The 25,910-nt window shown below is 51.7% G+C and carries 22 protein-coding genes and 1 tRNA gene; 17 read left to right on the plus strand and 6 right to left on the minus strand.

Annotated features, from left to right (window positions below):
• The first annotated feature begins 135 nt into the window (after positions 1–135).
• Positions 136–1,383, plus strand: a complete 1,248-nt coding sequence (pepT, locus tag GN278_00570; GenBank protein XAT59452.1) for a peptidase T — start codon at positions 136–138, stop codon at positions 1,381–1,383.
• A gap of 37 nt (positions 1,384–1,420) precedes the next feature.
• Here the strand turns inward: pepT and rpmJ are convergent, their stop codons facing one another.
• Both rpmJ and GN278_00580 read right to left on the minus strand, forming a co-directional pair.
• Complete coding sequence (rpmJ, locus tag GN278_00575) at positions 1,421–1,546, minus strand: 50S ribosomal protein L36 (GenBank protein ID XAT59453.1); 126 nt, start codon at positions 1,544–1,546, stop codon at positions 1,421–1,423.
• 68 nt (positions 1,547–1,614) lie between these two features.
• Positions 1,615–1,689: transfer RNA gene (locus GN278_00580), tRNA-Val, on the minus strand.
• 129 nt (positions 1,690–1,818) lie between these two features.
• Here GN278_00580 and GN278_00585 point away from each other — a divergent pair.
• Positions 1,819–2,691 (plus strand): N-formylglutamate amidohydrolase, encoded by an 873-nt coding sequence (locus tag GN278_00585; GenBank protein XAT59454.1) that lies wholly within the window; start codon positions 1,819–1,821, stop codon positions 2,689–2,691.
• 6 nt (positions 2,692–2,697) lie between these two features.
• On the opposite strand, the gene GN278_00590 is transcribed toward GN278_00585, so the two are convergent.
• Positions 2,698–3,951 carry a DNA polymerase IV gene (locus GN278_00590; protein XAT59455.1) on the minus strand — a complete coding sequence of 418 codons (1,254 nt, stop codon included), beginning with the start codon at positions 3,949–3,951 and terminating at the stop codon, positions 2,698–2,700.
• A gap of 125 nt (positions 3,952–4,076) precedes the next feature.
• Here GN278_00590 and GN278_00595 point away from each other — a divergent pair, with 125 nt between their 5' ends.
• Both GN278_00595 and GN278_00600 read left to right on the plus strand, forming a co-directional pair.
• Positions 4,077–4,967 (plus strand): SPFH/Band 7/PHB domain protein, encoded by an 891-nt coding sequence (locus GN278_00595; protein XAT59456.1) that lies wholly within the window; start codon positions 4,077–4,079, stop codon positions 4,965–4,967.
• On the plus strand, positions 4,967–5,236 hold the full coding sequence (locus tag GN278_00600) for a hypothetical protein (GenBank protein XAT59457.1): 270 nt from the start codon (positions 4,967–4,969) through the stop codon (positions 5,234–5,236). The genes GN278_00595 and GN278_00600 overlap by 1 nt, the downstream gene beginning before the upstream one ends.
• Here GN278_00600 and GN278_00605 read toward each other — a convergent pair.
• Together GN278_00605 and dnaE are read right to left on the minus strand one after the other, a co-directional pair.
• The gene (locus GN278_00605; protein XAT59458.1) at positions 5,233–6,891 is read right to left on the minus strand and encodes an NAD+ synthase; all 1,659 of its coding nucleotides are present in this window, start codon (positions 6,889–6,891) and stop codon (positions 5,233–5,235) included. The two genes, GN278_00600 and GN278_00605, sit on opposite strands and share 4 nt — an antisense overlap.
• A 103-nt stretch (positions 6,892–6,994) precedes the next feature.
• Positions 6,995–10,507 carry a DNA polymerase III subunit alpha gene (gene dnaE, locus GN278_00610; protein XAT59459.1) on the minus strand — a complete coding sequence of 1,171 codons (3,513 nt, stop codon included), beginning with the start codon at positions 10,505–10,507 and terminating at the stop codon, positions 6,995–6,997.
• A 225-nt stretch (positions 10,508–10,732) separates the two neighbouring features.
• On the opposite strand from dnaE, the gene xdhA reads away from it, so the two are divergent.
• From xdhA to GN278_00660, 10 genes are all read left to right on the plus strand, one after another.
• Complete coding sequence (xdhA, locus tag GN278_00615; GenBank protein XAT59460.1) at positions 10,733–12,106, plus strand: xanthine dehydrogenase small subunit; 1,374 nt, start codon at positions 10,733–10,735, stop codon at positions 12,104–12,106.
• Positions 12,103–14,421, plus strand: a complete 2,319-nt coding sequence (xdhB, locus tag GN278_00620) for a xanthine dehydrogenase molybdopterin binding subunit (GenBank protein XAT59461.1) — start codon at positions 12,103–12,105, stop codon at positions 14,419–14,421. Before xdhA ends, xdhB begins: the two co-directional genes overlap by 4 nt.
• The gene (gene xdhC, locus GN278_00625) at positions 14,411–15,370 is read left to right on the plus strand and encodes a xanthine dehydrogenase accessory protein XdhC (protein ID XAT59462.1); all 960 of its coding nucleotides are present in this window, start codon (positions 14,411–14,413) and stop codon (positions 15,368–15,370) included. Before xdhB ends, xdhC begins: the two co-directional genes overlap by 11 nt.
• Complete coding sequence (locus tag GN278_00630) at positions 15,367–16,881, plus strand: ATP-binding cassette domain-containing protein (protein ID XAT59463.1); 1,515 nt, start codon at positions 15,367–15,369, stop codon at positions 16,879–16,881. Before xdhC ends, GN278_00630 begins: the two co-directional genes overlap by 4 nt.
• Positions 16,878–17,957, plus strand: a complete 1,080-nt coding sequence (locus tag GN278_00635) for an ABC transporter permease (protein ID XAT59464.1) — start codon at positions 16,878–16,880, stop codon at positions 17,955–17,957. Before GN278_00630 ends, GN278_00635 begins: the two co-directional genes overlap by 4 nt.
• 14 nt (positions 17,958–17,971) lie before the next feature.
• Positions 17,972–18,880, plus strand: coding sequence for an ABC transporter permease (locus GN278_00640; GenBank protein ID XAT62476.1), 909 nt, complete (start codon positions 17,972–17,974; stop codon positions 18,878–18,880).
• A 27-nt stretch (positions 18,881–18,907) separates the two neighbouring features.
• A complete protein-coding gene (locus tag GN278_00645) occupies positions 18,908–19,978 on the plus strand; it encodes a BMP family ABC transporter substrate-binding protein (protein XAT59465.1) in 1,071 nt (356 codons plus the stop codon).
• A 117-nt stretch (positions 19,979–20,095) separates the two neighbouring features.
• A complete protein-coding gene (locus GN278_00650; protein ID XAT59466.1) occupies positions 20,096–21,028 on the plus strand; it encodes an aldo/keto reductase in 933 nt (310 codons plus the stop codon).
• The gene (locus tag GN278_00655; GenBank protein ID XAT59467.1) at positions 21,025–22,101 is read left to right on the plus strand and encodes an FAD-dependent oxidoreductase; all 1,077 of its coding nucleotides are present in this window, start codon (positions 21,025–21,027) and stop codon (positions 22,099–22,101) included. The genes GN278_00650 and GN278_00655 overlap by 4 nt, the downstream gene beginning before the upstream one ends.
• Before the next feature lie 72 nt (positions 22,102–22,173).
• Positions 22,174–22,431, plus strand: a complete 258-nt coding sequence (locus GN278_00660) for a hypothetical protein (protein XAT59468.1) — start codon at positions 22,174–22,176, stop codon at positions 22,429–22,431.
• Positions 22,432–22,482: 51 nt separating this feature from the next.
• Here the strand turns inward: GN278_00660 and GN278_00665 are convergent, their stop codons facing one another.
• Positions 22,483–22,761, minus strand: a complete 279-nt coding sequence (locus GN278_00665) for a hypothetical protein (protein ID XAT59469.1) — start codon at positions 22,759–22,761, stop codon at positions 22,483–22,485.
• A 151-nt stretch (positions 22,762–22,912) separates the two neighbouring features.
• Between GN278_00665 and GN278_00670 the strand changes: the two genes are divergently transcribed.
• The 3 genes from GN278_00670 to nusA all read left to right on the plus strand — a co-directional run bounded on the left by GN278_00670 (position 22,913) and on the right by nusA (position 25,892).
• Positions 22,913–23,440 (plus strand): DUF3833 family protein, encoded by a 528-nt coding sequence (locus tag GN278_00670; protein XAT59470.1) that lies wholly within the window; start codon positions 22,913–22,915, stop codon positions 23,438–23,440.
• 248 nt (positions 23,441–23,688) lie between these two features.
• Positions 23,689–24,261: a ribosome maturation factor RimP gene (rimP, locus tag GN278_00675; GenBank protein XAT59471.1), complete on the plus strand. Its 573-nt coding sequence runs from the start codon at positions 23,689–23,691 to the stop codon at positions 24,259–24,261.
• Positions 24,262–24,263: 2 nt separating this feature from the next.
• Positions 24,264–25,892: a transcription termination/antitermination protein NusA gene (gene nusA, locus GN278_00680; protein XAT59472.1), complete on the plus strand. Its 1,629-nt coding sequence runs from the start codon at positions 24,264–24,266 to the stop codon at positions 25,890–25,892.
• Positions 25,893–25,910 lie beyond the last annotated feature (18 nt).

Here is a 25,910-nt window from a genome sequence, read left to right on the forward strand (position 1 = left end):
ATTTGAGTTTTGTTTTAACCCCAAAAACATAATTAAATTATTAGCATAGAATGTCGAGCGGCGCCAAATTTTTGCGATGCTATCTTGACTTTTGACGGCATGATCTTCCTTGTAATGAAAAAGTAAAGAGGCGCTATGAAAAATCAATTTGATCAGGAGCTTGGCGATCGCCTGATGCGGTATGCTGCGATTGATAGCCAAAGCGATGAAGACTCGGTCAGCACCCCAAGCACCGAAGTTCAATTTGATGTTCTACGTTTGCTGGAAAAAGAGCTATCCGAGATCGGTGCAGAAGATGTCCAGCTTACCGATTACGGGTGTGTTTTGGCCACCATTCCTGGCAATGTGCCGGGCCCAACTGTAGGCTTTCTGGCCCATGTCGACACGGCGCCGCAATTTAACGCCACCGGTGTGAAGCCGCGATTAATCAAAGGATACAACGGGGGCGATATTACATTTCCGGATGACCCTTCGCTGGTGTTGTCACCGCAGGAGTTTCCCTATCTGTCCGAAAAACAAGGTAATGACATCATTACCGCATCTGGAACGACCCTTTTGGGTGCAGATGACAAGGCCGGGGTTGCAATAGTTATGACCGCGGCGCGCCATATGCTAGCTAATCGGGATATGCCGCATGGACCGATCCGCATTGCCTTTACCCCGGACGAAGAAATAGGCCGAGGTGTTGGTGATCAGCTTCCCAAAGATCTGGGGGCGGATTTTGCCTATACCTTTGATGGCGGAAAGCTTGGCGAAATCGAATATGAGACCTTTTCTGCAGATGGCGCTGAAGTTGTCATCACTGGTGTCTCGATCCATCCGGGCACAGCAAAAGATAAAATGGTCAATGCCATTCATTTAGCATCCAAAATCATCTCGACATTGCCCCAAGCCACATTAACGCCCGAGGTCACCGATGGCCGTGACGGGTTTATCCATGTCACTGAAATGACCGGTGGGTCTTCGCAGATGAAACTTAAGTTTATCATTCGGGACTTTGAGCGCGATGGGCTGAAAGAAAAGGGCGAGCTGTTGCAACAGGTGTGTGCCGCCGTTCGGGCCACCGAGCCGCGCGCCCAGATCAACTGCACTATTCGCCCGCAATACCGCAATATGCGCTATTGGTTGGAAAATGACATGAGACCGGTTGATCTTGCAAAACGGGCAAGCCGTGCTGTTGGTATCGAACCTGTCTCGGTGCCGATACGCGGCGGTACGGATGGATCTCTTTTGACTGAAAAAGGGGTTCCCACCCCGAACTTGTTTACTGGGATGCAAAACATCCATGGCCCGCTGGAGTGGATTTCAGTGCAGGACATGGCCGTTGCCACTGAACTTTGTCTTAAACTGAGTAGTCTAGCAGCAGAAAAAAACCCCGCTTAAAAGCGGGGGTTTTTTTTGGAATCATCTTGCGCAGGGTTTAGCCTTGGCGGGCTTTGAACCGGCGCTGGGTTTTATTGATCACGTAAACTCGACCTTTACGGCGCACAACACGGCAGTCGCGGTGACGCTGCTTAAGCGAGCGGAGCGAATTTTTGACCTTCATGGGCCTTCTCCTTCATTCGCGGCGCGTCTTTGCGCCTTTTGGTTTGCCCAAAAAGGGCGGTTTATTCCTGGTGGGCGGTACTGGGATCGAACCAGTGACCCCTACGATGTCAACGTAGTGCTCTACCGCTGAGCTAACCGCCCAATTAAACCTTATGCGGCGCACCCAAAAAATGGGGCGCGGGAATCCGCGCCGGTGAGGGGTCTATAAAAGGTTGAAAGGTTGGGATCAAGGGCTTTTGCTATTCTTGATTTTTAGTTTATCTTGTGGATATGAAAAATTTAAGCGGATCGCACCCTGCCTATAGTATTACTGACCCGAAGAAACTGTCATCTTCGGTGGTTGTGGCATCACCACACAGTGGCCGCCAATATGATTCCGAGTTCTTGAGCCAAAGTATTTTGGATGATCATGCGATTCGCAGCTCGGAAGATGCCTATGTTGACCTATTGGTTGACTACGTGCCCGAATTGGGTGCACCGCTGCTGACCGCGAATGCACCGCGTGCGTTTCTTGATCTAAACCGCTCCAAGCAAGAGCTTGATCCAGCCATGATCAAAGGGGTGCGCAGCACAGGTCAAAACCCTCGCATTGCTTCTGGGTTGGGGATTATACCGCGTGTGGTTGCAAATGGGCGTTCGATCTACCGAGGTAAATTATCGCAAAGCGAAGCCAGAACCCGGATTGCAAATTTTTGGGAGCCATATCATGCAGCATTGGACATGTTGCTGGACCGTGCGCATGGGGAATTTGGCCGTTCAATCCTTTTAGATATGCATTCTATGCCGCATGAGGCCGCGCTACATTCTGGCACTTTACGCTCAAACCCTGAAATTGTAATCGGAGATCGCTTCGGGTCTTCGTCAGATAAATTTATTGTAGAAAAAATAGAATCATTATTTGTTGCCCAAGGGTTCCGCGTGGCGCGTAATGCGCCTTTTGCCGGGGCGTTCATGACCCAAAATTATGGCCGCCCCTATCTTGGCCACCATGTTGTTCAAATTGAAATTGATCGCTCACTTTACCTTGATGAAGAAAAAATTAGCCTGTCCCAAGACTACGAGCCGTTTAAGCAACGTCTTAAGCTGGTCTTGTCAGAACTAATTGCCTTTGGCAGCGAAGAACAGGCAGTAGCCGCCGAGTAGTGCCGGCTAACGCAGTGCGCGGCCTTTGACAATTGCATCAGTGCCAAACTTTTTGCGCACCGCATCGGTGGCCCGTTCGGCTTCGCCGCGCTGTTTGGCAAGTGGGTCCAAAAGATCATAGGACCTTTCCGCTTCTGAGGCATCACAAAGATCTGACAGACCCGCCCCGATCAACCGATACGCTGAGGTTGGCTCAAGCTGTTCTAGCAAGTCCCGCAAAGCGCGGTATAGGGTATCGGCCAATTGCGTTGCATCGCGCAAGGTCACTCGCTTGGTAATGCCTTTATGGGTGGATGTTTTGAGTTTGAGCGTGGCAATCCGCCCTGCAATGCCCTTGGCTTTGGCACGGTCAGAGACTTTTTCACACATGCGCCACAAATGACCATCAAGAAGATCGCGGTCCGCGGTGTCTTGATGAAAGGTTGTTTCGTTGGAAATTGACTTTATCGGGGTGCTTCGGGAAACGCGGCGCCGGTCCTCACCGCGAGCCAAATGCCAAAGCCGATCACCAAGCGAGCCGAATTTTGCGCTAAGCGCGCGGCGCTCCCATCGCAGCAGATCGCTAAAAGTTCTGATCCCGGCCCGCTCAAGCGAAGCTTGCGCCGCAGCACCGACCCCCCAAATCAATCTTATGGGTTTGCCGTGCAGAAATTCTGCTGTCTCGGCTTTGCCAATCACAGAAAACCCCTTTGGTTTATTCAAATCCGATGCAATTTTGGCCAGAAATTTATTATGCGATAACCCAACAGAACCCGTGACGCCTAATTCACTATGCATTCGGTTTACCAATTTGGCCAACATAACAGCGGGTGGCGCACCATGTAATTTTTCAGTGCCGCGCAAATCCATAAAGGCTTCATCTAATGAAAGGGGTTCAATTGCTGGCGTCAACTCCTCCATCATTTGACGGATTTGCTGACTGATGTCTGCATAGACAGCCATCCGCGGTTTTATAATCACCGCATCGGGACAAAGCTTGAGTGCCTGAAACATCGGCATAGCGGATTTAACCCCGCGAATACGCGCAATATAACATGCGGTTGACACCACCCCGCGCCGGCCACCGCCAATGATCACCGGTTTGTCTGCCAACTCTGGGTTATCGCGTTTTTCCACGCTTGCATAAAAAGCGTCGCAATCCATATGCGCTATAGTCAGATCATAAAGCTCTGGGTGCTGCACGCGCCGCGGCGAGCCGCATTGCGGGCAGCGGTTGCCGCGCTCAAAGGTAAAACAGCAATTTTTACATAAGCAAGCCATGGCGCGCCGTGTACTTTCCAAGGTGTGGCCGTTATTTACAGCACATCAATACAATACAAATCTTGTAACATCATCACTTCATACTTAGCTTTAGATTAACACCATGCCCGTAGGGAGGCAAAATTATGGAACCTTTACCAATTTTATATTTTCTTGGCAGCAACGCAGTGATTATCTTGCTCGCTCTGCTGATTATTATATCGCTCTTTCTGGGTATTCGAATTGTGCCGCAATCCCAAAAATATGTGGTTGAACGTTTTGGTCGGCTGCATTCGGTGCTGGGGCCAGGGTTCAACCTTGTGGTGCCGTTTCTAGATCGGGTTGCGCATAGAATTTCAATCCTTGAGCGCCAGCTTCCCACCGCAGAGCAGGACGCGATTACCACGGATAACGTGTTGGTAAAGGTCGAAACCAGTGTGTTTTACCGTATTACCGAGCCGGAAAAAACCGTCTATCGCATCCGTGATGTGGACGGCGCCATCGCCACAACCGTTGCCGGTATTGTGCGCAGTGAAATCGGCAAAATGGAACTTGATGAAGTGCAATCCAACCGTACTGAGCTGATTGGGAAAATCAGCGAATCAGTGCATGCGATGGTGGATGACTGGGGCATTGAAGTGACCCGCGCGGAAATTCTAGATGTTAATCTGGATGAAGCCACCCGCGCCGCGATGCTGCAACAGCTTAATGCCGAACGTGCGCGGCGTGCACAGGTGACAGAAGCCGAAGGTCAGAAAAGATCGGTGGAACTTGCCGCCGATGCCGAGCTTTACCAATCAGAGCAAACCGCAAAAGCGCGCCGAATCCAGGCCGATGCCGAAGCCTATGCAACCCAAGTGGTGGCCAAGGCCATTGCCGAAAACGGTCTTGAGGCCGCGCAATATCAGGTGGCGCTAAAGCAGGTCGAAGCGCTAACAGCGGTCGGGCAAGGCGCTGGGAGCCAAACGGTCATTGTTCCGGCCAGTGCAATGGATGCGTTTTCGGATGCGTTTAAAATGCTTCGGGGAGGCAAGTGATGTTGTGGTTGCAGGTCTGGTGGGTCTGGGTCAGCTTCGGGTTGGTATTGGGAATTTTGGAAATTTTTCTACCAACCTTTTTCTGTTTGGGGTTTGGCATTGCAGCCATTGTGACCGGCGCATTAATTGCAATGGGACTAAGCGTTGGCTTGGCACAATTGCTTTTGATTTATGCTGTCCTGTCGCTAATAAGCTGGCTTTTGTTGCGTCGTTTTCTTCAGCCAAAATCAGGCTCGGTCAAAACCTTTGATCAAGACATCAACGACTAAGATGTATCGCGCCAACGGTTAACAATCGGATAGCGCCGGTCAAGCCAGAAAGCGCGTGGGCTAAGCCGTGCGCCCGGAGCCGCCTGAAACCTTTTGTATTCACTCATATAAAGCAGATGCTCGATCCTCTTGGCATCTTCTTTGGAATAGCCGGCAGCAACACAGTCCGCGATCGAGCCGTCCTGATCCACCAGAATTTGTAAAATCCCGTCAAGAACAGGATAATCTGGCAGACTGTCACTGTCTTTTTGGTCTGGCCGCAATTCGGCGCTGGGCGGTTTTTCAATAATTGAGGTTGGGATAACAGCGCCCTTGGGTCCTTGCATCCAATCACGATGATTCTCATTCCGCCACCGGCATATTTCAAACACGCGGGTTTTATAAAGGTCTTTGATCGGATTATAACCGCCCGCCATATCGCCATAAATTGTCGCATAGCCAACGGCCACTTCGGATTTATTACCTGTGGTTAGCAGCATTTCACCAAATTTGTTCGAAAGCGCCATCAACAGTAAACCGCGCAGGCGCGATTGGATATTTTCTTCGGTTAGATCAGGTTTTAGACCGTCAAACAGCGGCTCAAGGGTGGTATTGATCGCTGCCTGACCTTCGGTGATTGGCAGCGTGTCATAGCGGCAGCCAAGTGTTTCTGCCAATGTTCGGGCATCGCTCAGCGATCCGTCGGAAGTATAGGCCGAAGGCAGCATCACAGTGCGTAGGTTCTCTACGCCCAGTGCATCAGCGGCAATCACCGCCACCAAGGCACTGTCAACCCCGCCTGATAGACCCAGCAGAACCTTTTCAAATCCGCTTTTTTGGCAATAATCGCGCAGTGATAAAACCATCGCGTGATAATCCAGTTCCATCGGTTCTGGTACCGTGGCTTTGGGGCCGTCTGCTATGGTCCAGCCATCATCTCCACGGGTAAGTGTGATTTGCTGCACCGCCTCTTCAAATACGGGAAGCCGCAACGCCAAAGCACCGCCGCGGTTCAGCACAAAGCTACCGCCATCAAATACCTGATCGTCCTGACCGCCCACCATATTAAGGTAAATCAGCGGCAGATCGCTTTCGATCACCCGTGACACCATCAGGTTTAAGCGCTGGTCGTGCTTGGTGCGGTGATAGGGTGAGCCATTTGGGATAAGCAAAAATTCAGCGCCGGTTTCAGCGTGGGTTTCAACCACATCTTCGTACCACGCATCTTCACAAATCGGGCTGCCGATACGTGTCGGGCCCACTGAATAGGGGCCACCGATCGGGCCTGAGTCGAAAATGCGTACTTCGTCAAAGACCAAATCATTGGGCAGATGATGTTTTTGGATCACGGATCTAATTTTTCCGTTCATTAAAATGAAATAGCCATTAAAAAGTGAGCCCTCTTCCACCCAAGGGCCGCCAATAGCTAGGGCCGGACCATCGGCGCACGCCTCTGCGAGCGCTTTAACTTCGGCGATGGCAGCCGAGGTGAACGCAGATTTTCGGATCAAATCTTGAGCATTATAGCCGGAGATGAACATTTCCGGCAGCGCCACTAAGTCAGAGCCCACATCTTTAGCGGCTTGCCAAACCTCACGAGCCTTGGCAGCATTTCCCGCCAAATCCCCCACCGTTGGGTTCAATTGCGCCAGTGTTATGCGAAAAACATCACTCATCACTTAATCCTGTACATCGTCTTTGGATGATCTAGCAACTTATTGACCAAGAAACACTACCCAGCGGCAAAATGACCATGTCCTTCGCCTAATTTGTTTAGCGCTAGACCTCTTGGACCTCAAGCACACCCCCAAGGCTTTTAATGGCGCCTTTGACCTGCGGTGTGACCGGAAACTCGCAGCCGGTATCGATTTCAACCTCACCTGGAAGCGCAGGATCCATCAGGCAGAAATAAATCGGTCCCTTGGCGCCGGATTTTATCTCTTTGGCTGATTGCTCTAGCACCGATGCGACTGCCGAAACAGTGGCTTCACTGTCGATGAAAACCCGCAATCCGCTGGCACCGGCATCTGCTACGGCCACATCCACTGGCGCCACCGAGCGGCCTAAAAGTTTAAGTTGATCTGCCTCTAAGGTAGCCTCAACTGTGATGACCACTTTGGCCCCCGCTTCCAGATGTTCGCGGGTTTTTTCCAATGTGTCTGAAAACAGCGTGACCTCATAGGCACCGCTTGAATCACTTAACTGGACAAAAGCAAACCGGTTTCCTTTCGCCGATTTGCGTTCTTGGCGGCCTGCAACTACCCCAGCAAGTTTGGCCACCAAAGGACCATTTTCGGCTTTAGCCGCAAGCTCATCAAGACTTAGCACGCCTTTGCGTTTCAGTGGGGCCATATAGTCGTCAAGCGGGTGACCGGAGAGGTAAAAACCGATGGCGCGCTGCTCTTCGGTTAACCGCTCGGCGGGCAGCCAATCTTCTACAGTAGCCAGCCGCGGTTCGGGTAAATCTTCACCCGCATCGCCAAATAAAGACACCTGATCCGAGGATTTTTGTTCAAAGATGGCCGCTGAGTAGTTGGTTAAAATTTCCACGCTATCATGCATGCGGCGGCGATTGGGGTCTAATTCATCAAACGCACCAGCCCGCGCCAGCATTTCCAATGGCCGCTTACCCACCCGTTTTAAATCCACCCGACGGGCGAAATCAAACACCGTTGCGAAAGGCTTTTCTATCTCGTCTTGTTTGCGCCCATTGGTGATTAAACGCATGGCATCAACACCGACGTTTTTGAGCGCACCCAGCGCATAGACCAACGCTCCGCTTGCCACATCAAAAAGTGCATTTGAACGATTGATACACGGCGGGATATACGGCAGCTCTAATCCCTTTTTGACCTCTTCAAAATAAACCGCCAGCTTGTCCGTTAGGTGGATATCGCAATTCATCACGCCGGCCATAAACTCAACTGGATGATTGGCTTTGAGCCAAGCGGTTTGATAGCTCACCACCGCATAGGCCGCCGCGTGGGATTTGTTAAATCCATAGTTGGCGAATTTTTCCAGCAGATCAAAAACCTCACTGGCCTTTTTCTTATCGACACCGTTTTCCGCCGCGCCTTTTTCAAATTTGGGTCGTTCGGCGTCCATCGCCTCTTTTATTTTCTTACCCATCGCCCGGCGCAGCAAGTCCGCGCCGCCCAATGTATAATTTGCCATTTCTTGGGCGATCTGCATCACCTGCTCTTGATAGACAATGATGCCTTGGGTTTCTTCAAGAAGGTGATCGATAAGCGGATGCACCGAAACGCGGTCTTTCAATCCGTTTTTTACCTCGCAATAGGTGGGTATATTTTCCATCGGGCCCGGACGATAAAGCGCAACCAGCGCCACAATATCTTCGATACAAGTGGGCTTCATGCGCTTTAGGGCGTCCATCATACCGCTGGATTCCACCTGAAAAACTGCAACTGTTTTAGCCGAGGCATAAAGGTGATAGGATCGGGCATCATCCAGTGGAATTGCACTAATATCATCGACCGCCCCAGAGGCGGGTCTATATAAGTCACTGCCCTCCGCCGAAGTATGAAGATGGCGTCCTGATTTAAGGATAAGGTCGACGGCATTTTGGATCACAGTTAGGGTTTTTAGGCCCAGAAAGTCGAATTTCACCAACCCAGCCTGCTCGACCCATTTCATATTGAACTGCGTGGCGGGCATATCTGATCTCGGATCTTGATAGAGTGGTACAAGTGCATCCAGCGGACGATCAGCTATAACCACACCTGCCGCATGGGTGGATGCATTGCGCAGCAGCCCCTCGACCTGCTGCCCATAGGTCAAAAGACGATCCACAACCTCTTCACTGCGCGCTTCTTCGCGCAAGCGCGGCTCATCTGTAAGTGCTTTTTCAATAGAGACCGGTTTGACACCCTCAACAGGGATCATTTTTGCCAACCGATCGACTTGCCCGTAAGGCATTTGTAGTACGCGGCCAATGTCACGCACCGCCGCTTTCGAAAGCAAAGCACCAAACGTGATGATCTGACCAACTTTGTCACGGCCATATTTATCCTGAACATATTGAATCACCTCTTCGCGGCGATCCATGCAGAAATCGATATCAAAGTCCGGCATACTCACCCGTTCTGGGTTCAAGAACCGCTCAAACAGAAGCGAGTAGCGCAGCGGATCTAGGTCGGTAATGGTCAGCGCATAGGCAACCAAACTGCCAGCGCCCGACCCACGCCCTGGCCCGACTGGTATGTGGTTGTTTTTGGCCCATTTGATAAAATCGGCCACAATCAGGAAATAGCCAGGAAAGCCCATGCCTTCGATGATATCCAACTCAAATTCGAGCCGTTTTTGATAGTCTTCTTGGCTGACCGCCGGGGGGATAACTGCAAGACGTTTTTCCAGCCCTTCATTGGCTTGGCGGCGTAGCTCTTCCACTTCATTATCGGCAAATTTAGGCAGAATTGGATCACGTCGATACGCCATGAATGCGCATCTTTGCGCAATCTCAACTGTGTTTTCAATGGCTTCAGGAAGATCAGCAAAGAGTGTGATCATTTCTTGGGGCGATTTGAAATAATGTTGGGCGGTCAGTTTGCGGCGCGGTTCTTGTTGATCCACATAGGCGCCTTCTGCGATGCATATCAGCGCATCATGGGCTTCATACATGTCCGATTTTGGGAAAAACACATCATTGGTTGCCACCAATGGCAGTGCCATTTCATACGCTATTTCTAAAAATGCCGTCTCGGTCAGCCGCTCGGCTTCCGGCAACCCATTTTCACCCGGGTGGCGCTGTAGTTCAATATAGATCCTGTTTTCAAACGCCTCTGCCAGGCGCTTTACCAGCTGTTCGGCCGCTGGCCGCTGGCCGGTTTGCAGCAATTGCCCAACCGGCCCATAAGCGCCGCCGCTGAGGCAAATCAAATCCTGCGAATGGAGCTCTAAATCCTCTAGGCTTACTTGAGGCAGTTGGCCGTCTTTCTCAAGATAAAGACAGCTGTTTAATTTCATTAGGTTTTCATAACCGCGCTCCGATTGCGCGAGCAATACCAACGCTGCTGGTGGTTTGGGCCGCTCGCCAGGTGAAACGGCCAAATAGCCAACATCCACCTGACACCCCAAGATCGGCTGGATGCCTGCGCCGCTGGCCGCAATAGAAAATTCAAGCGCCGAAAACAGATTATTGGTTTCGGTTAGCGCGACGGCAGGCATATCCATTGACGCACAAAGTGCGGGTAGTTTTTTCAACCGAATGGCGCCTTCCAGCAAAGAATATTCGCTGTGCAGGCGCAGGTGAATGAATCGTGCAGAAGAGCTCATAGCATCAGGATAGACCAGTGGGGCGGGGATCGGAATCCCCTTTTAATGTTACAGAGCAAATATTTATAGCTAACTGATCGTCTGCGTGCGGTGCAGGTCATTTTTTTCTTGCCAAATGCGCTCTGGCACGGATAGCCTGTGACGATATCACAGGCCCGCTTGTTTTCTACGCCGCATCGAGGACAGGCAGTACGGGGTACTTGGTAAGGCGGCAGGTTTTTTTTCATGGACATCTCGTTTCTTCTAAACGGAGAGACTGTCAGGCTGGAAAATGTCTCGCCCCTCCAGACTTTGTTGGATTGGCTGCGGCAAGAGCGCCATTTGACCGGCACCAAAGAGGGTTGCAACGAAGGCGATTGTGGCGCCTGCACGGTGATTGTGACCGATCCAGCTTCGGTTAAAACACTAAACGCATGTATTTTATTGATGCCGCAGCTTGACGGCAAAGCGGTGCGCACAATCGAGGCAATTGCCCCGTCTGGACAAATGCATCCGGCGCAACAGGCAATGATCGACCTACATGGCAGCCAATGCGGATTTTGCACCCCGGGGTTTGTGATGTCGATGGTTGCCGCCCAGATCAATGCGGACCCCGATCACGATACCACGCTCGCGGGCAATCTATGTCGGTGTACCGGCTATGCGCCCATTGTGCGCGCCGCATGTGATGCCGAAAGCCTGCCGCGCCCAAAGTGGCTGGCCACAGACCGCGCCGTATTAATCGCCAACGGTGTTTCCGACCCGGAAATATCCTTGCCGCAATCGTCAGATGCCCTAGCGGCTCTGCTTGAAAAAGCACCTGACACGACGCTGATTGCAGGGGCAACAGATGTGGGTCTTTGGGTGACAAAAGAGTTGCGTGATCTGCACCCGGTCGCATTTTTGCATCAAGTTGGCGATTTAGCAGAGATTGACGAGAGCGCTGAGCAGGTTGCCATTGGTGCGATGGTAAGCATTGAGACCCTGCGCCTTTGGGCGGATGACCATCACCCGTCTTTCGCCTCGATGCTTAAAAGATATGGCTCTACTCAGGTGCGCATGGCGGCTACTTTGGGCGGAAACATAGCCAATGGTTCACCGATCGGGGACAGCGCGCCAGCGCTCATCGCCCTCGGCGCCAGCTTGCGACTACGTCAAGGTGCAACGCGTAGAATAATCCGGCTTGAGGATTTTTTCATCGACTATGGCCGGCAAGACTTGCAAAGCGGCGAATTTATCGAAGCGGTGTTGATCCCGAAAACAGCGCCAGACCTGCGCTGCTACAAAATCTCAAAACGCTTTGATCAGGATATTTCCGCACTTTGTGGATGTTTTAATATCTGCGTGCAGGACGGTAAAATTGCCTCGGCTGATATAGCGTTTGGCGGGATGGCCGGTGTTCCAAAGCGGGCCCAGTATGTCGAACAAGCGATTTTGGATCTGCCTTGGAGCATTGAGAGCCTAGAAGCAAGCAAAGCGGCTTGGTCCCAAGACTTTGCCCCGATAGACGATATGCGCGCTTCGGCGGATTACCGGATCAAAACTGCCCACAACCTTTTAATTCGATATTTTCATGATCTTTCGGGTGTTGAAAGTAACGTGCTTGAGGTCATCCCATGAGTGTTGCCAAACCACTTGTCCATGATGCTGCCGCGCTGCACGTGACGGGCGCGGCGCGCTATATTGATGATATCCCATGCCCAGAAGGCACATTGCATTTGGCCTTTGGGCTTTCGGATGTTGCCTGCGCCACCCTGACCGAAATGGATCTAAGTGCTGTGCGCAGCGCCGCAGATGTGGTTGCGGTGATTTGCGCCGATGATTTGCCATTTGCAAATGATGTCTCGCCAAGTGTGCATGATGAGCCCTTGTTGGCATCGGATCGGGTGGAGTATTTTGGACAACCGCTATTTCTGGTCGTTGCTAAAACCCATCTGTCGGCGCGCAAGGCGGCCCGGTTGGGTAAAATCAGATATGATGAAAAGCCGGCGCTGCTGTCGATTGAGAATGCTTTGGCCGCAGACAGCCGATTTGAAGAAGGCCCTCGAATTTATCAAAAGGGCGATGCTCTCAAAGCGATTTCGGGTGCCAAACATCAGTTAAAAGGCCGGCTTGAGATTGGCGGCCAAGAACATTTTTATCTTGAGGGGCAGGCTGCGCTTGCTATTCCACAAGAGGACACGGAAATGGTTGTGCACAGCTCAACCCAGCACCCAAGCGAAATTCAACATAAAGTGGCCGAAGCATTGGGGTTGGGACTTCAGGATGTCCGCGTTGAAGTTCGCCGCATGGGCGGCGGTTTTGGCGGCAAGGAAAGTCAAGGCAATGCTTTGGCGGTTTCTTGCGCCGTTGCTGCGCAGATGACAAAAGCGCCGTGTAAAATGCGCTATGACCGTGATGACGATATGATGATCACGGGCAAGCGGCATGATTTCCGTATCGAGTATGTGGCTGGATTTGATGATGAAGGACGGCTCAGCGGGGTCAGTTTTGTGCACTATGCGCGTTGCGGCTGGGCGCAGGATTTATCCCTGCCGGTGGCGGACCGCGCCATGCTGCATGCTGATAATGCCTACCACCTGCCCCATTGCCGGATCGAAAGTCACCGCCTTAAAACCAACACTCAAAGCGCCACAGCGTTTCGCGGCTTTGGCGGACCGCAGGGGATGCTTGGCATTGAGCGATTGATGGATCATGTGGCGCATCATTTAGGGGTTGATCCGCTGACCATCCGGCAGCGGAACTATTACTGTGATGCCAACGCGTTAAACCTTTCTGCACCACCCTCAAAGCGGGCTGTTCAAACCACGCCTTATGGCATGGAGGTCAAGGATTTTATTTTAAATGAAATGACTGAGGCCCTAGTCGAAAGCAGCGATTATCACGCACGCCGCGCCGCGCTGCGCGAATGGAATGCATCGAGCCGCATTTTGAAAAAGGGTCTGGCGCTGGCGCCGGTGAAGTTCGGCATCTCATTTACGCTGAGCCATCTTAACCAGGCAGGCGCGTTGGTGCATGTGTATCAAGACGGCACCATTAGGATGAACCACGGCGGCACTGAAATGGGTCAAGGGCTGTTTCAAAAAGTGGCGCAAGTGGCCGCACAATGCTTTGGTGTTTCGATTGAACAGGTCAAAATCACCGCCACAGATACAGCCAAGGTCCCCAACACATCGGCAACAGCAGCCAGTTCGGGCAGTGATTTAAACGGGATGGCGGTCAAACAAGCTTGCGACGTTATTTCTGGCCGTATGGTAGAGTTCTTGGTGCAAAAATACCAAACCACAGTGCAGGATATTCGCTTTCAGGACGGAGCGGTACACATCGGCGCCATGAAGCTGTCTTTCGCAGAAGCCTGCAAAATCTGTTATGAAAACCGCATTAGCCTTTCGTCCACCGGGTTTTACAAAACACCGGATTTATCATGGGACCGTATCAAGGGGTCGGGCCGTCCGTTTTATTACTTTGCCTATGGGGCGGCGGTCAGTGAAGTGGTGATCGACACGCTTACCGGGGAAAACCGTATTTTGCGCGCAGACATTTTACATGATGTCGGCAGCAGCCTTAATCCGGCGCTTGATATTGGCCAAATCGAAGGCGGTTATGTGCAAGGTGCTGGTTGGCTCACAACAGAAGAACTGGTGTGGAACCCCAAAGGCAAATTGCTTACACATGCTCCATCAACCTATAAAATTCCTGCGATCGGTGACCGACCAGATGTGTTCAATGTCGCACTTTGGAACGCACCGAACTCAGAGCAGACAATTTATCGGTCTAAAGCGGTTGGTGAGCCGCCGCTGATGCTTGGTATTTCAGTTCTGATGGCCCTAAGCGATGCACTGTTGAGCTGCGGCAAAAGCTATCCTGCGTTGGATGCACCGGCCACGGCCGAGCAAATCCTTATGTCTATCGAAAGGATGCGCCATGGGGTTTGACCGATCTGCTCTAGAACAGCTGATCGTGTGCCATGGACCGGTGGCGCGCATTGTTGTGGCCCGCACCAAAGGCTCTGTTCCGCGTGAGCCCGGCGCCGCCATGCTGGTGTGGCAAGGCGGCCAAAGCGGCACCATTGGCGGCGGGGCTTTGGAGTATCAAGCCACTGTGCACGCACGCCAAGAATTGGCTGCGAATAGCGGCGAAAGCAGAAGGCTATCATCGCATCCTTTGGGCCCCGAGTTGGGGCAATGTTGCGGCGGATACGTGGAGCTGCTGACAGAAGTTTTCACAGAGCACAATTTACCGCAAAAAGAGGCTTTGCTCTTTGCGCGCCCGGTTGAGCCCAGCACTGATAAAGCCGCGCCACTGGCTGTTAAACGCGCCGCCGCTTTGGCACGCAGTCAAGGAGCTGCACCAACAGCAAGCTTGATAGACGGCTGGATGATCGAACCACTTACGGACGCTGCCCAGCCGCTTTGGATTTGGGGTGCGGGCCATGTAGGGCGCGCTTTGGTGCAGATATTAGCGCCGTTGAACGAGCTTGAAATTATCTGGGTTGATACGGCCAAAGACCGATTTCCGCAAAATGTTCCAATCGGCGTGACGGTTCTTCCCGTCGCCGAGCCGGCCGCAGCATTGCGCCATGCGCCTGCTGGCAGCGCACATCTTATAGTGACCTACTCTCATGCATTGGACTTTGAGCTGTGTCATCAACTTTTGTCCCATAAGTTTAACTGGGCTGGGTTGATTGGGTCGGCCACGAAATGGGCGAGATTTCGGCGAAGGTTGCAGGCCTTGGGTCATTCAGATGCACAAATAAACCGCATTATTTGTCCGATAGGGCGGCCAGAGTATGGAAAACAGCCCACCCAGATTGCCATCGGTGTGGCGGCTGATTTATTAGAACGCAAACAATTGCAAGCCAACGAGCAAGGGAGAAGAGCGTGAGCGAGGCTTTGTTAACAATCAATGATGTCACCAAGGCCTATCCGGGGGTTGTGGCCAATGACGCAGTATCCTTTGACATTGGTCACGGTGAAGTGCATGCGCTTTTGGGTGAAAACGGCGCTGGTAAATCCACCTTGGTGAAAATCATCTATGGATTGGTCAAACCTGACAGGGGTACGATGGTTTTTGCGGGCGCTCCTTTTGCGCCAGCTGAACCACGCGTAGCGCGTGCCGCTGGCGTTGGTATGGTGTTTCAGCATTTTTCACTTTTTGATGCACTTACTGTGGCCGAAAATATCGCCCTTGGTATGGAAAATCCACCGGCGCAACGCGATCTGGCGAGCCAGATTTCTGAGGTGTCTCAAGCCTATGGTTTGCCGCTTGATCCATGGCGGACTGTCGGCAGCCTTTCGGCGGGTGAGCGACAGAGGGTCGAAATTATCCGCTGCCTGCTGCAAGACCCAAAACTGTTAATAATGGATGAGCCCACGTCGGTTCTAACCCCGCAAGAGGTTGAAATTCTTTTCACCACCCTGCGTCAGCTTAAATCCGAAGGCACGTCAATCCTATATATCAGTCATAAGCTAGAGGAAATTCGCACCCTTTGTGATACTGCAACGATTTTGCGGCGTGGCCAAAAGGTTGCCACATGCACGCCTGCAGACACCACAGCGCGGGCACTGGCAGAAATGATGGTTGGTGCCAGCTTTGAAGCGCCGCAAAAGCAAGCCGGTAAAGTCGGAGATGTCGGGCTTGAGGTTTGTGGGCTGTCGATGCCTGCGCTTGATAGCTTTGGCACCGCCTTAAAAGACGTTAATTTTTCTGTACACGCCGGCGAGGTGATTGGGTTGGGGGGTGTGGCTGGAAATGGTCAAGACGAGCTGCTGTCGGCCCTTTCAGGTGAGCGCACTTGTGAAAGCAATATGGTACAGATTGGCGGGCAGGCTATTGGTCATTTTGGTGCTGTTGACCGGCGCGCTTTGGGGCTTTTTAGCGCCCCGGAAGAGCGGCTTGGCCATGCGGCAGCGCCCAATATGAGCCTGATTGAAAATGCTTTGATGACTGGTGCAAAGCGGCAATCACTGGTGCGAAATGGATTTGTAAACTGGTCCAGAACAAAGGGCTTTACAGAAGATATCATCGCCCGTTTTGATGTGCGCACGCCCAGTGCTGGTAATGCGGCCCGATCGCTATCGGGCGGCAATTTGCAAAAGTTTGTGATCGGCCGTGAAGTGTTGCAAAACCCGGATGTTTTAGTGGTCAATCAACCTACATGGGGGGTCGATGCTGCTGCTGCCGCTGCCATTCGCCAAGCCCTGCTTGATTTGGCCAGCCAGGGCGCAGCAATTATTGTCATTTCGCAAGATCTCGATGAGCTTTTGGAAATCAGTGATCGGTTTGGGGCGCTCAATGCTGGAGTGCTGTCTGATATATTGCCAACCGCAGATTTAAGCCTTGATCAAATCGGGTTGATGATGGGCGGCGCAACACCGCAGGAGGCGGCCCAATGATCCGGCTGGAAAAACGACTTGAACCTTCGCGTGTGATGACGGCTGTGACACCTGTGATCGCTGTGATTTTAACCATGATTGTAGGCGGCATAATGTTTGCTCTGCTTGGTAAGCCGCCGTTTGAGGCGATCAGAATTATATTTTGGGATCCACTTTTTGACCCGAATTTTGCGTCCTACTCGCGGCCGCAACTTCTGGTGAAAGCAGGCCCTTTAATCTTGATTGCTATTGGTTTGTCGCTTGGGTTTCGTGCGGGTATCTGGAATATTGGCGCAGAAGGTCAATACATTATGGGTGCGATTTTCGGGGCAGGAGTTGGTCTGGCTTTTTATCCCATAGAGAGCTGGGTGATCTTTCCGTTGATGGTGCTGGCCGGTGGATTTGGTGGTTGGCTTTGGGCCATGATCCCCGCAGTTTTGAAGACCCGATTTAACACCAACGAGATATTGGTTTCACTGATGCTGGTGTATGTTGCCGAAGCGATCTTGGCCTCGGTGAGCCAAGGCTTGCTGAAAAACCCTGATGGTATGGGATTTCCCGGATCACGCAATTTGCAGCAATATCCGAGTGCGGCCAATACCGAGGTTTTGGCAAATTCTGGGATGCATTGGGGAGTGGTTAGCGCCTTTATTGTCGTGATTTTTGCCTATATCCTTTTGACGCGGCACATTAGCGGATTTCATATTCGGTTGACCGGTGAAGCGCCTCGTGCAGCGCGGTTTGCAGGGGTAAAACCCGCGCGGGTGATTATTCTGTGCCTTGGAATATCGGGGATGCTAGCAGGGTTGGCCGGTCTTTTTGAGGTCTCTGGCCCGGCCGGTCAGATTACTATCGATTTTAACACGGGTTACGGGTTTACGGCCATCATTGTTGCGTTTCTTGGACGATTGCATCCTGTGGGCATTTTGCTAGCCGGTCTGCTGATGGCTCTGACATATATCGGCGGTGAGCTTGCGCAGCTGATGCTTGGGCTGCCTGGGGCCTCGATCCAGTTGTTTCAGGGGATGCTTTTGTTTTTCTTGCTCGCAACCGATGTTTTCACCAATTTCCGAATTCGCTTAGGGGAGGCCGCCTGATGGACATTTCCAGTATAAACCCCTTTTTGCTCATTGCCTCTTTGATGGTGTCGGCCACACCGATCCTGTTGGCTGCTATTGGCGAAGCCGTCGTGGAAAAATCTGGAGTGCTTAATCTTGGTGTTGAAGGTATGATGATTACCGGCGCAGTGGTCGGGTTTGTGATTGCAGTCAACACTGGTAGCCCGGCGCTTGGATTCCTATGCGCCGCACTTGCCTCGGCAGTGCTCTCGCTCAGCTTTGGCTTTTTAACCCAAGTTTTGCTAACCAATCAGGTGGCAACCGGTTTGGGGCTGACATTGGTTGGACTGGGCCTGTCAGCATTGATTGGCAAACCCTATGAGGGGATAAAGTCGCCCACTTTGCCGTCGCTTGATATACCGCTGCTGTCTGATCTTCCAGTGTTTGGGATAATGCTGTTTTCCCATGATGCGATCGTTTATCTGTCGATCCTTTTGGTGGCGGCTGTGTGGCTGGTTTTAACTCGTACACGAATCGGACTTATTTTGCGGGCAGTAGGCGAAAACCATGATGCCGCCCACGCGCTGGGCTATAAAGTGATTCGCGTCCGGCTTATGGCAATTATGTTTGGTGGTGCCTGCAGCGGTTTGGGCGGCGCTTATATCAGCCTCGTACGTGTGCCGCAGTGGACCGAAGGTATGACCGCCGGTGCTGGCTGGATCGCTTTGGCGATTGTGGTGTTTGCCAGCTGGAAGCCATGGCGCGTTTTAGTAGGTGCCTATTTATTTGGCGGAGTGACTGTTTTGCAATTAAACCTCCAAGCGGCTGGTTTAGCTATACCAGTAGAGTACTTGTCGATGTCGCCATATCTGATAACAATAGCGGTGCTGGTATTCATTTCGGCCCGTGGCAATCAAGGCGCGCCTGCCTCGCTGGGCCGGCCGTTCCACGCCTCATCCTGAGGCATATAACTGAACAGGGAGAAGTTCATGAACATAAAAACTATATTAACAACCGCTGCCGTCGTGCTGGGTGTGGGCTCTGCGGCTCTCGCCGCAGACGTCAAGGTTGGTTTTGTCTATGTCGGACCGATAGGAGATGGCGGCTGGACTTATGAACACGACAAAGGGCGGCTTGCCGTAGAAGAAGCCTTTGGCGACCGTGTCGAAACCATTTACCAAGAAATGGTGCCGGAAGGCGCTGACAGTGAGCGGGTGATGACCCAGATGGCCCTACAAGGAGCTGATCTGATCTTTACCACGTCGTTCGGGTATATGGACCCAACAATTAATGTTGCCCAAAAGTTTCCCAATGTGAAATTTGAACACGCCACAGGCTATAAACGTGCCGATAACGTGTCGGTTTATTCTGCCCGGTTTTATGAAGGCCGCGCAATCCAAGGTCACATAGCCGGTAAAATGACCAAAACCAATAAAATTGGCTATATAGCTTCGTTCCCAATCCCCGAAGTCATCCGTGGTATCAACAGTGCCTATATTCACGCCAAGAGAGTCAATCCAGATGTCGAGTTCAACATCATCTGGGCCTATACTTGGTTCGACCCAGCCAAAGAGGCCGATGCAGCCAAAGCACTGATTGAACAGGGTGCGGACGTGATTTTGCAACATACGGACTCAACGGCTCCGCAAGCTGCAGCTGAAAAAGCTGGCAATGTCATCACCTTTGGACAGGCCTCGGATATGGGTGAATATGCGCCAATGCCGCGTGTCAGCTCAATCATCGACGATTGGGGTCCTTATTATATCGCGCGTACCCAAGCCGTGCTCGATGGCACTTGGGAAAGTGTTGATACGTGGGATGGTATCCGTGAAGGCATGGTTGGTATTGGTGAAATATCCGATGCGGTTCCAGCTGACGTGAAAGCCGAAGCGCTGGCCATGATCGCCGCAATTGCAGCTGGTGAGTATCATCCGTTCACGGGCCCGATCAATAAGCAAGACGGATCGCCCTGGTTGGCTGATGGCGAAGTGTCTGAGGATGGGCCTTTGCTGGGTATGAACTTTTATGTTGAAGGTCTGACCGGCGACGTGCCGCAGTAAGCGGTCTTGGGCGTTGGATTTTAACCAACGAAACGCCTAAAGATGTTTAATCTAGTAAAAGGCCTCGGTTAGCGGGGCCTTTTGCTTCTTTGTGGATCCTTATTTAAAAAAAAGCGCATGACAGATCTTTTTACAGTTGATGGAACGCCTATTGGACGTTTTGCCTTTGGTACCATGCAATGGGGTGAGGGGGCTGATCCAATTGAATCCGAAAAACTGTATAATATGTGCAGAGATGTCGGCATTATTCATTTTGACACTGCACATTTATACACGGCGGGCTTGGCTGAAACTCTGCTGGGCCGTTTTGCAGCGCAGAACCGCGAAGAGCTATTTGTAGCCACCAAGGTCGGCTATACCGGCGGCGCGGGGCGCGATACGATCCTAACGCAGTTTGATACCAGCCGGCAGCGGCTACAGATGGATATGGTTGATGTGCTGTATTTGCATCGCTTTGATCCCGAAACCGCGCTTGATGAAACAATCGAAACATTTGCCATGCTGCGGGAACAGGGCAAAATCCGCTACTTGGGGCTATCGAACTTTGCCGCTTGGCAGGTTATGAAAGCGGCCTCGATTGCAGCACGGTTTGACCTAAAAATTAGTATCCTGCAACCAATGTATAGCCTGATCAAACGTCAGGCTGAGGTCGAGATTTTGCCAATGTGCGTAAGCGAAGGGATATCTGTTGCGGGTTATTCACCGCTTGGCAGCGGTTTGCTTAGTGGCAAATATAAGCGCGGTGAAACGGGCCGGCTGAGCCAGAACGAACGCTATGCCGCCCGCTATAATGACCCGCAAATGTACGCTGCAGCAGATGCGCTTGGGGCGCTTGCGGAAGAGCTTAACACCCATCCTGCAACGCTTGCAGTGGCGTGGGCGTCGCGCCATCCGGCTACACCGATACCAATTATATCAGCGCGCAGCACCGACCAATTGATGCCATCACTTAATGCAATGCATTACGCTATGGATGATGCTCTTTATGAACGTCTTGCCGCTCTTATGCCCGGTCCACCACCGGCCACTGACCGATTGGAGGAAACATGACTGACATTGTTATCATCGGAGGCGGCATCGCAGGGCTTTCCGTCGCAGCGCGTCTTGCACCGCACGCAGATGTGACATTGCTCGAGGCAGAAGATCAGCTCGGCTATCACGCCAGCAGCCGCTCGGCTGCCGTTTTCATAGAAAAATACGGAAATACCGTGGTGCGGGCTCTGAACAGTGCAAGTGTTCCCTATTTGAAAAGCGCCGCCGGCAATGTGCTTGGACCGCGCGGTATGTTGCTTGTTGGTGCGCCAGAGGAAAAAGATGATTTCCGAGCAGATGCCAGCGATTTTGAGCTTGTGGAAATTTCTGCTGCTGATGCGATTAAGAAAGTACCACTCTTATCCCGCACGAAGCTTGGCTTTGCCGCTTTTCGCGAAGATGTGTTCGACATAGATACAGATCTTTTGCTGCAAAGTTTTCGCCGTGATGCACAGTCGCATGGATTGGCCATTCATACTAAGGCGGCTGTCACTGCAATTGATTATCAAAATAGGCAGTGGTTGATAACGGCTGGCGGCGATATTCATACCGCCGATCTTCTTGTGAACGCTGCCGGTGCTTGGGCAGACCCTATCGCTGGCATGGCAGGGATTGATCCGATTGGAATTTCGCCCTACCGCCGTTCCATGGCGCGTATTCCGGTTCCGGGTGGATATGATGCCCGGGAATGGCCATTGCTCGACGGGGTTAATGAGCGTTGGTATGCCAAACCGGATGCAGGTCAGCTGCTAGTGTCACCTGCTGACGAAGATCCAATGCCTCCTCAAGATGCCTGGGCGGATGATATGGTTTTGGCCGAAGGCCTTGCGCGATTTGAAGAATTGATGGCGCATCCGGTGGAGCGGGTGACAACCAACTGGGCCGGTTTGCGCAGCTTTGCGCCGGATCATGCGCTTGTGATCGGCTTTGATCCAAAGCAGCCAGCGTTTTTCTGGTTGGCGGGTCAGGGGGGCTATGGGTTTCAAACTGCGGCCGCCGCCAGCCAGTTGGCCGCAGATTTGATTTTGCATCGCGCGCCTGAGCTTGACCGCGATCTATGCGCCCAGCTATCGCCCACAAGATTTCGCTGATCACCAGCGAATTTTCGCCATCTGGTATCAAAGCGTGATTGTAATTCTTCACCCGCCCGTTAGAGTAGAAGTATGTTTAGTATCGAACATGAATTTGACGCGACTGTTGTGACATTGGTTGACGAAGGTCAAAACCCCCTGCATGAAGATGTGATTGTCAATAGTTTTGCCGAATGCATTACCGTAGAGCAATATGATCCTGTTAGCGACCGGATGCAGAAAGTCAGTTTCTCAATCACCCAAATGCGAGATCTGGCAGCGGCGATATCTTTGCCCGAAGGGGTCTATTCACGCTTTGTCGAAGATGATGAGATTGAAGCCGTAGAGTAGTTTGAATTGAGTTCGGTGGACACGTTAGATGAGCTTTTGGGGTCGGCTACGTCATAATGCGCGATCATTACCGTATAGTTCGTCGATCTGCTTTTGTTGTAAGATGTGGCTGCGCTTGCCCAAATATGACCCCCAAGTGGTGACACAAAATGGCACGCAATAAGTGAGGAACACTTTCCAAAGAGGGGGAAAGTGGCCGCCAAGAATGGTATCACCATGGTTGATTGTGGTCAGGATGGATCCAACAACGCAGGCGGTCAGGAAAGCTTTTTTCGGAGTCCCATCGGTAAAAGCCAGATCTAAAAATTTGACACTATATTTGTCAGCCATGGGTATCCTCCAAAGCGCGACATAGCAAAAACACCCTAAAAATGCAAATCTAGAGCTCGCTTTTTTCTTGGCCGAATTGATTTTGGGGGTAAAATCAGAACTGGAAACCTAAAAAATCCGATCCATATTCTTGAACAAAGGAGCTTTTGTTATGAAAAATTTATTTCTAGCACTCACGGCATTGGTTTTTTTGGCCAGTTGCAGCGGAAAGCCATCGCTTGATGATGAAAAGCTGTCGGACCGTGAATTTCGTCTAGAACAGTTTTTTGCCGGAAAAACCAAGGCGCATGGCCAATTTCAGGATATTTTGGGTAATGTCTCAAGGCGCTTTGAGGTGGATATCACTGGTACTTGGGATGGCCGTTTACTCACTATGGTAGAAGATTTCACCTATGCAGATGGTAGTGAAGAGCAACGGATTTGGAAACTCACGAAAACTGGGCCAAACACATGGTCTGGAACCGCCGGTGGTGTGATCGGTGATGCCTTTGGTGAAACACGCGGTGATACGTTTAACTGGGGTTATAAAATTGATCTTCCAGTGCCGGATGGAACCATGCGCGTGGTGTTTGATGACTGGATGTGGCAGCTCAGCGATACGCGTGTTTTGAACCGCGCCTATATGAGCAGATATGGTTTTCCTCTAGGTGAAGTGGTGATTTACTTTGAAAAAGAATAGTAGCGCGTGTTCAGAAGTTAGCACAGAAAGAACCGCGCTCAGGATAAGAGAATATTGGAAGGGCTCAATGGGCGTCATGCTGGGTTTCTAAGGCTGGCGCATTTTTCCACAAATAACCATGTTTAAAATCAACCCTTGCAGACTCAGAATAATGCGCCTATATCGCTCTCAACAGCGGCGTGTTGGGCAACCAACGCTCCACCGGAAATCTCAACGGGCCGCGTGCCCGTTTTTTTGTATCTGGACGAATGACAAACGATTTGATTGCCACAGCTGCCCTAGACCGACGTCTTGCGGACATCATTACCCCCGTTATCGAGGATATGGGGTTTGAGTTGGTGCGCGTGCGTTTAATGAGTGGCAGTCAAACAACGCTGCAGGTGATGGCCGATAAAAATAGCGGTGGCATCGAAGTTGACGATCTGGCAGAAATTTCCACAGCGATTAGCGCAGTTTTGGATGTCGAGGATCCGATCATAGAAGCCTACACGTTAGAAGTTTCAAGCCCCGGTATTGATCGCCCGTTAACTCGGCTGGCAGATTTTGATACTTTCGAAGGTTATGAAGCCCGCCTTGAGACCAGTGAATTGATCGACGGCCAACGCCGCTTTAAAGGCGTTTTGGCTGGCACCGAAGGACAAGATGTTTTGATCAATATTGACGCTGGCACGATTGGGCTAAATTTTGAATGGCTCAGTGATGCTAAATTGATCCTAACTGACGAATTGATCACCCAAATGCTGCGCCAACGCAAAACCGCTGACGCGCTTAACGAAGAACGTTTTGATGACATCGAGACCGAAGGGTCCGAGGAGGAGTAAAAATGGCAATCACCTCTGCAAACCAACTTGAGCTTTTGCAAACCGCCGAGGCTGTCGCCCGCGAAAAAATGATCGACCCAATTTTGGTGATCGAAGCCATGGAAGAAAGCCTCGCTCGGGCGGCCAAGTCTCGCTACGGCGCTGAAATGGATATCCGCGTTGCGATTGATCGGAAAACCGGCCGGGCCGCATTTACCCGAGTGCGTACGGTGGTAGAAGATGAAGAGTTGGAAAATTATCAAGCCGAAATGACGGTTGAGCAAGCGCAGCAATATCTTGAAGATCCGGCAGTTGGCGATCAGTTTATCGAAGAAATTCCACCGGTTGATATGGGCCGCATTGCGGCGCAGTCCGCCAAGCAGGTGATTTTGCAAAAAGTTCGTGAAGCCGAGCGCGATCGCCAATACGAAGAGTTCAAGGATCGCGCAGGTACAATAATCAACGGTCAGGTCAAACGCGAGGAATACGGCAATGTGATTGTCGATGTAGGGCGCGGAGAAGCGATCCTGCGGCGCAATGAAAAAATTGGCCGTGAAAGCTACCGTCCAAATGATCGCATCCGCTGCTACATCAAAGAAGTTCGCCGCGAAACCAGAGGCCCGCAGATTTTCCTTAGCCGCACCGACCCGCAGTTCATGGCCGAGCTGTTTAAAATGGAAGTGCCGGAAATCTATGAAGGTGTGATCGAGATTAAATCGGTCGCACGTGACCCCGGATCGCGTGCTAAAATTGCGGTGATCACCAATGATAATTCAATTGATCCTGTGGGGGCCTGTGTTGGTATGCGCGGCAGCCGGGTGCAGGCCGTGGTGAATGAGCTGCAGGGCGAAAAGATTGATATTATTCCTTGGAATGAAGATCAGCCAACATTTTTGGTCAATGCGCTGCAACCAGCTGAGGTTAGCAAAGTTGTTCTGGATGAAGAAGCCGAGCGCATCGAAGTGGTGGTGCCCGAAGAACAGCTGAGCTTGGCCATTGGGCGTCGCGGTCAAAACGTGCGCTTGGCCAGCCAGCTTACGGGTCTAGATATCGACATCATGACCGAGGCCGAGGAAAGCGCACGCCGGCAGAAAGAATTTGAAGAGCGTACGCAACTCTTTATTGAAACCCTCGATCTGGATGAATTTTTTGCTCAGTTGCTGGTTTCTGAAGGCTTTACCAACCTTGAAGAGGTTGCCTATGTTGAGCTTGAAGAGCTGTTGGTGATCGATGGTGTAGATGAAGGCACAGCAGAAGAGCTGCAAACCCGCGCCCGTGAACATCTCGAAGAACAGGCTCGTAAGGCACTTGAGCGTGCCCGCGAACTGGGCGCGGAAGATAGCCTGATTAACTTTGAAGGTCTGACACCACAGATGGTTCAGGTTTTGGCAGAAGATGGCATTAAAACGCTTGATGATTTTGCCACCTGCGCAGATTGGGAACTGGCCGGCGGCTGGACGACTGTCGACGGTGAACGGGTGAAAGACGATGGTTTGCTTGAACCCTTTGATGTGAGCCTGCAAGAGGCACAGGACTTCGTCATGACAGCCCGGATTACGTTGGGCTGGGTTGATCCAAATGATTTGGTTCAGGACGACGCGGAGGGGGAAGATGAAGGTGAGCCCGAAACCGCCCCTGAGACGGCTTCTTAACTTTTCTTAAACTCAGCT

Source organism: Rhodobacteraceae bacterium Araon29 (assembly GCA_039640505.1).
Lineage (GTDB): Bacteria > Pseudomonadota > Alphaproteobacteria > Rhodobacterales > Rhodobacteraceae > CABZJG01.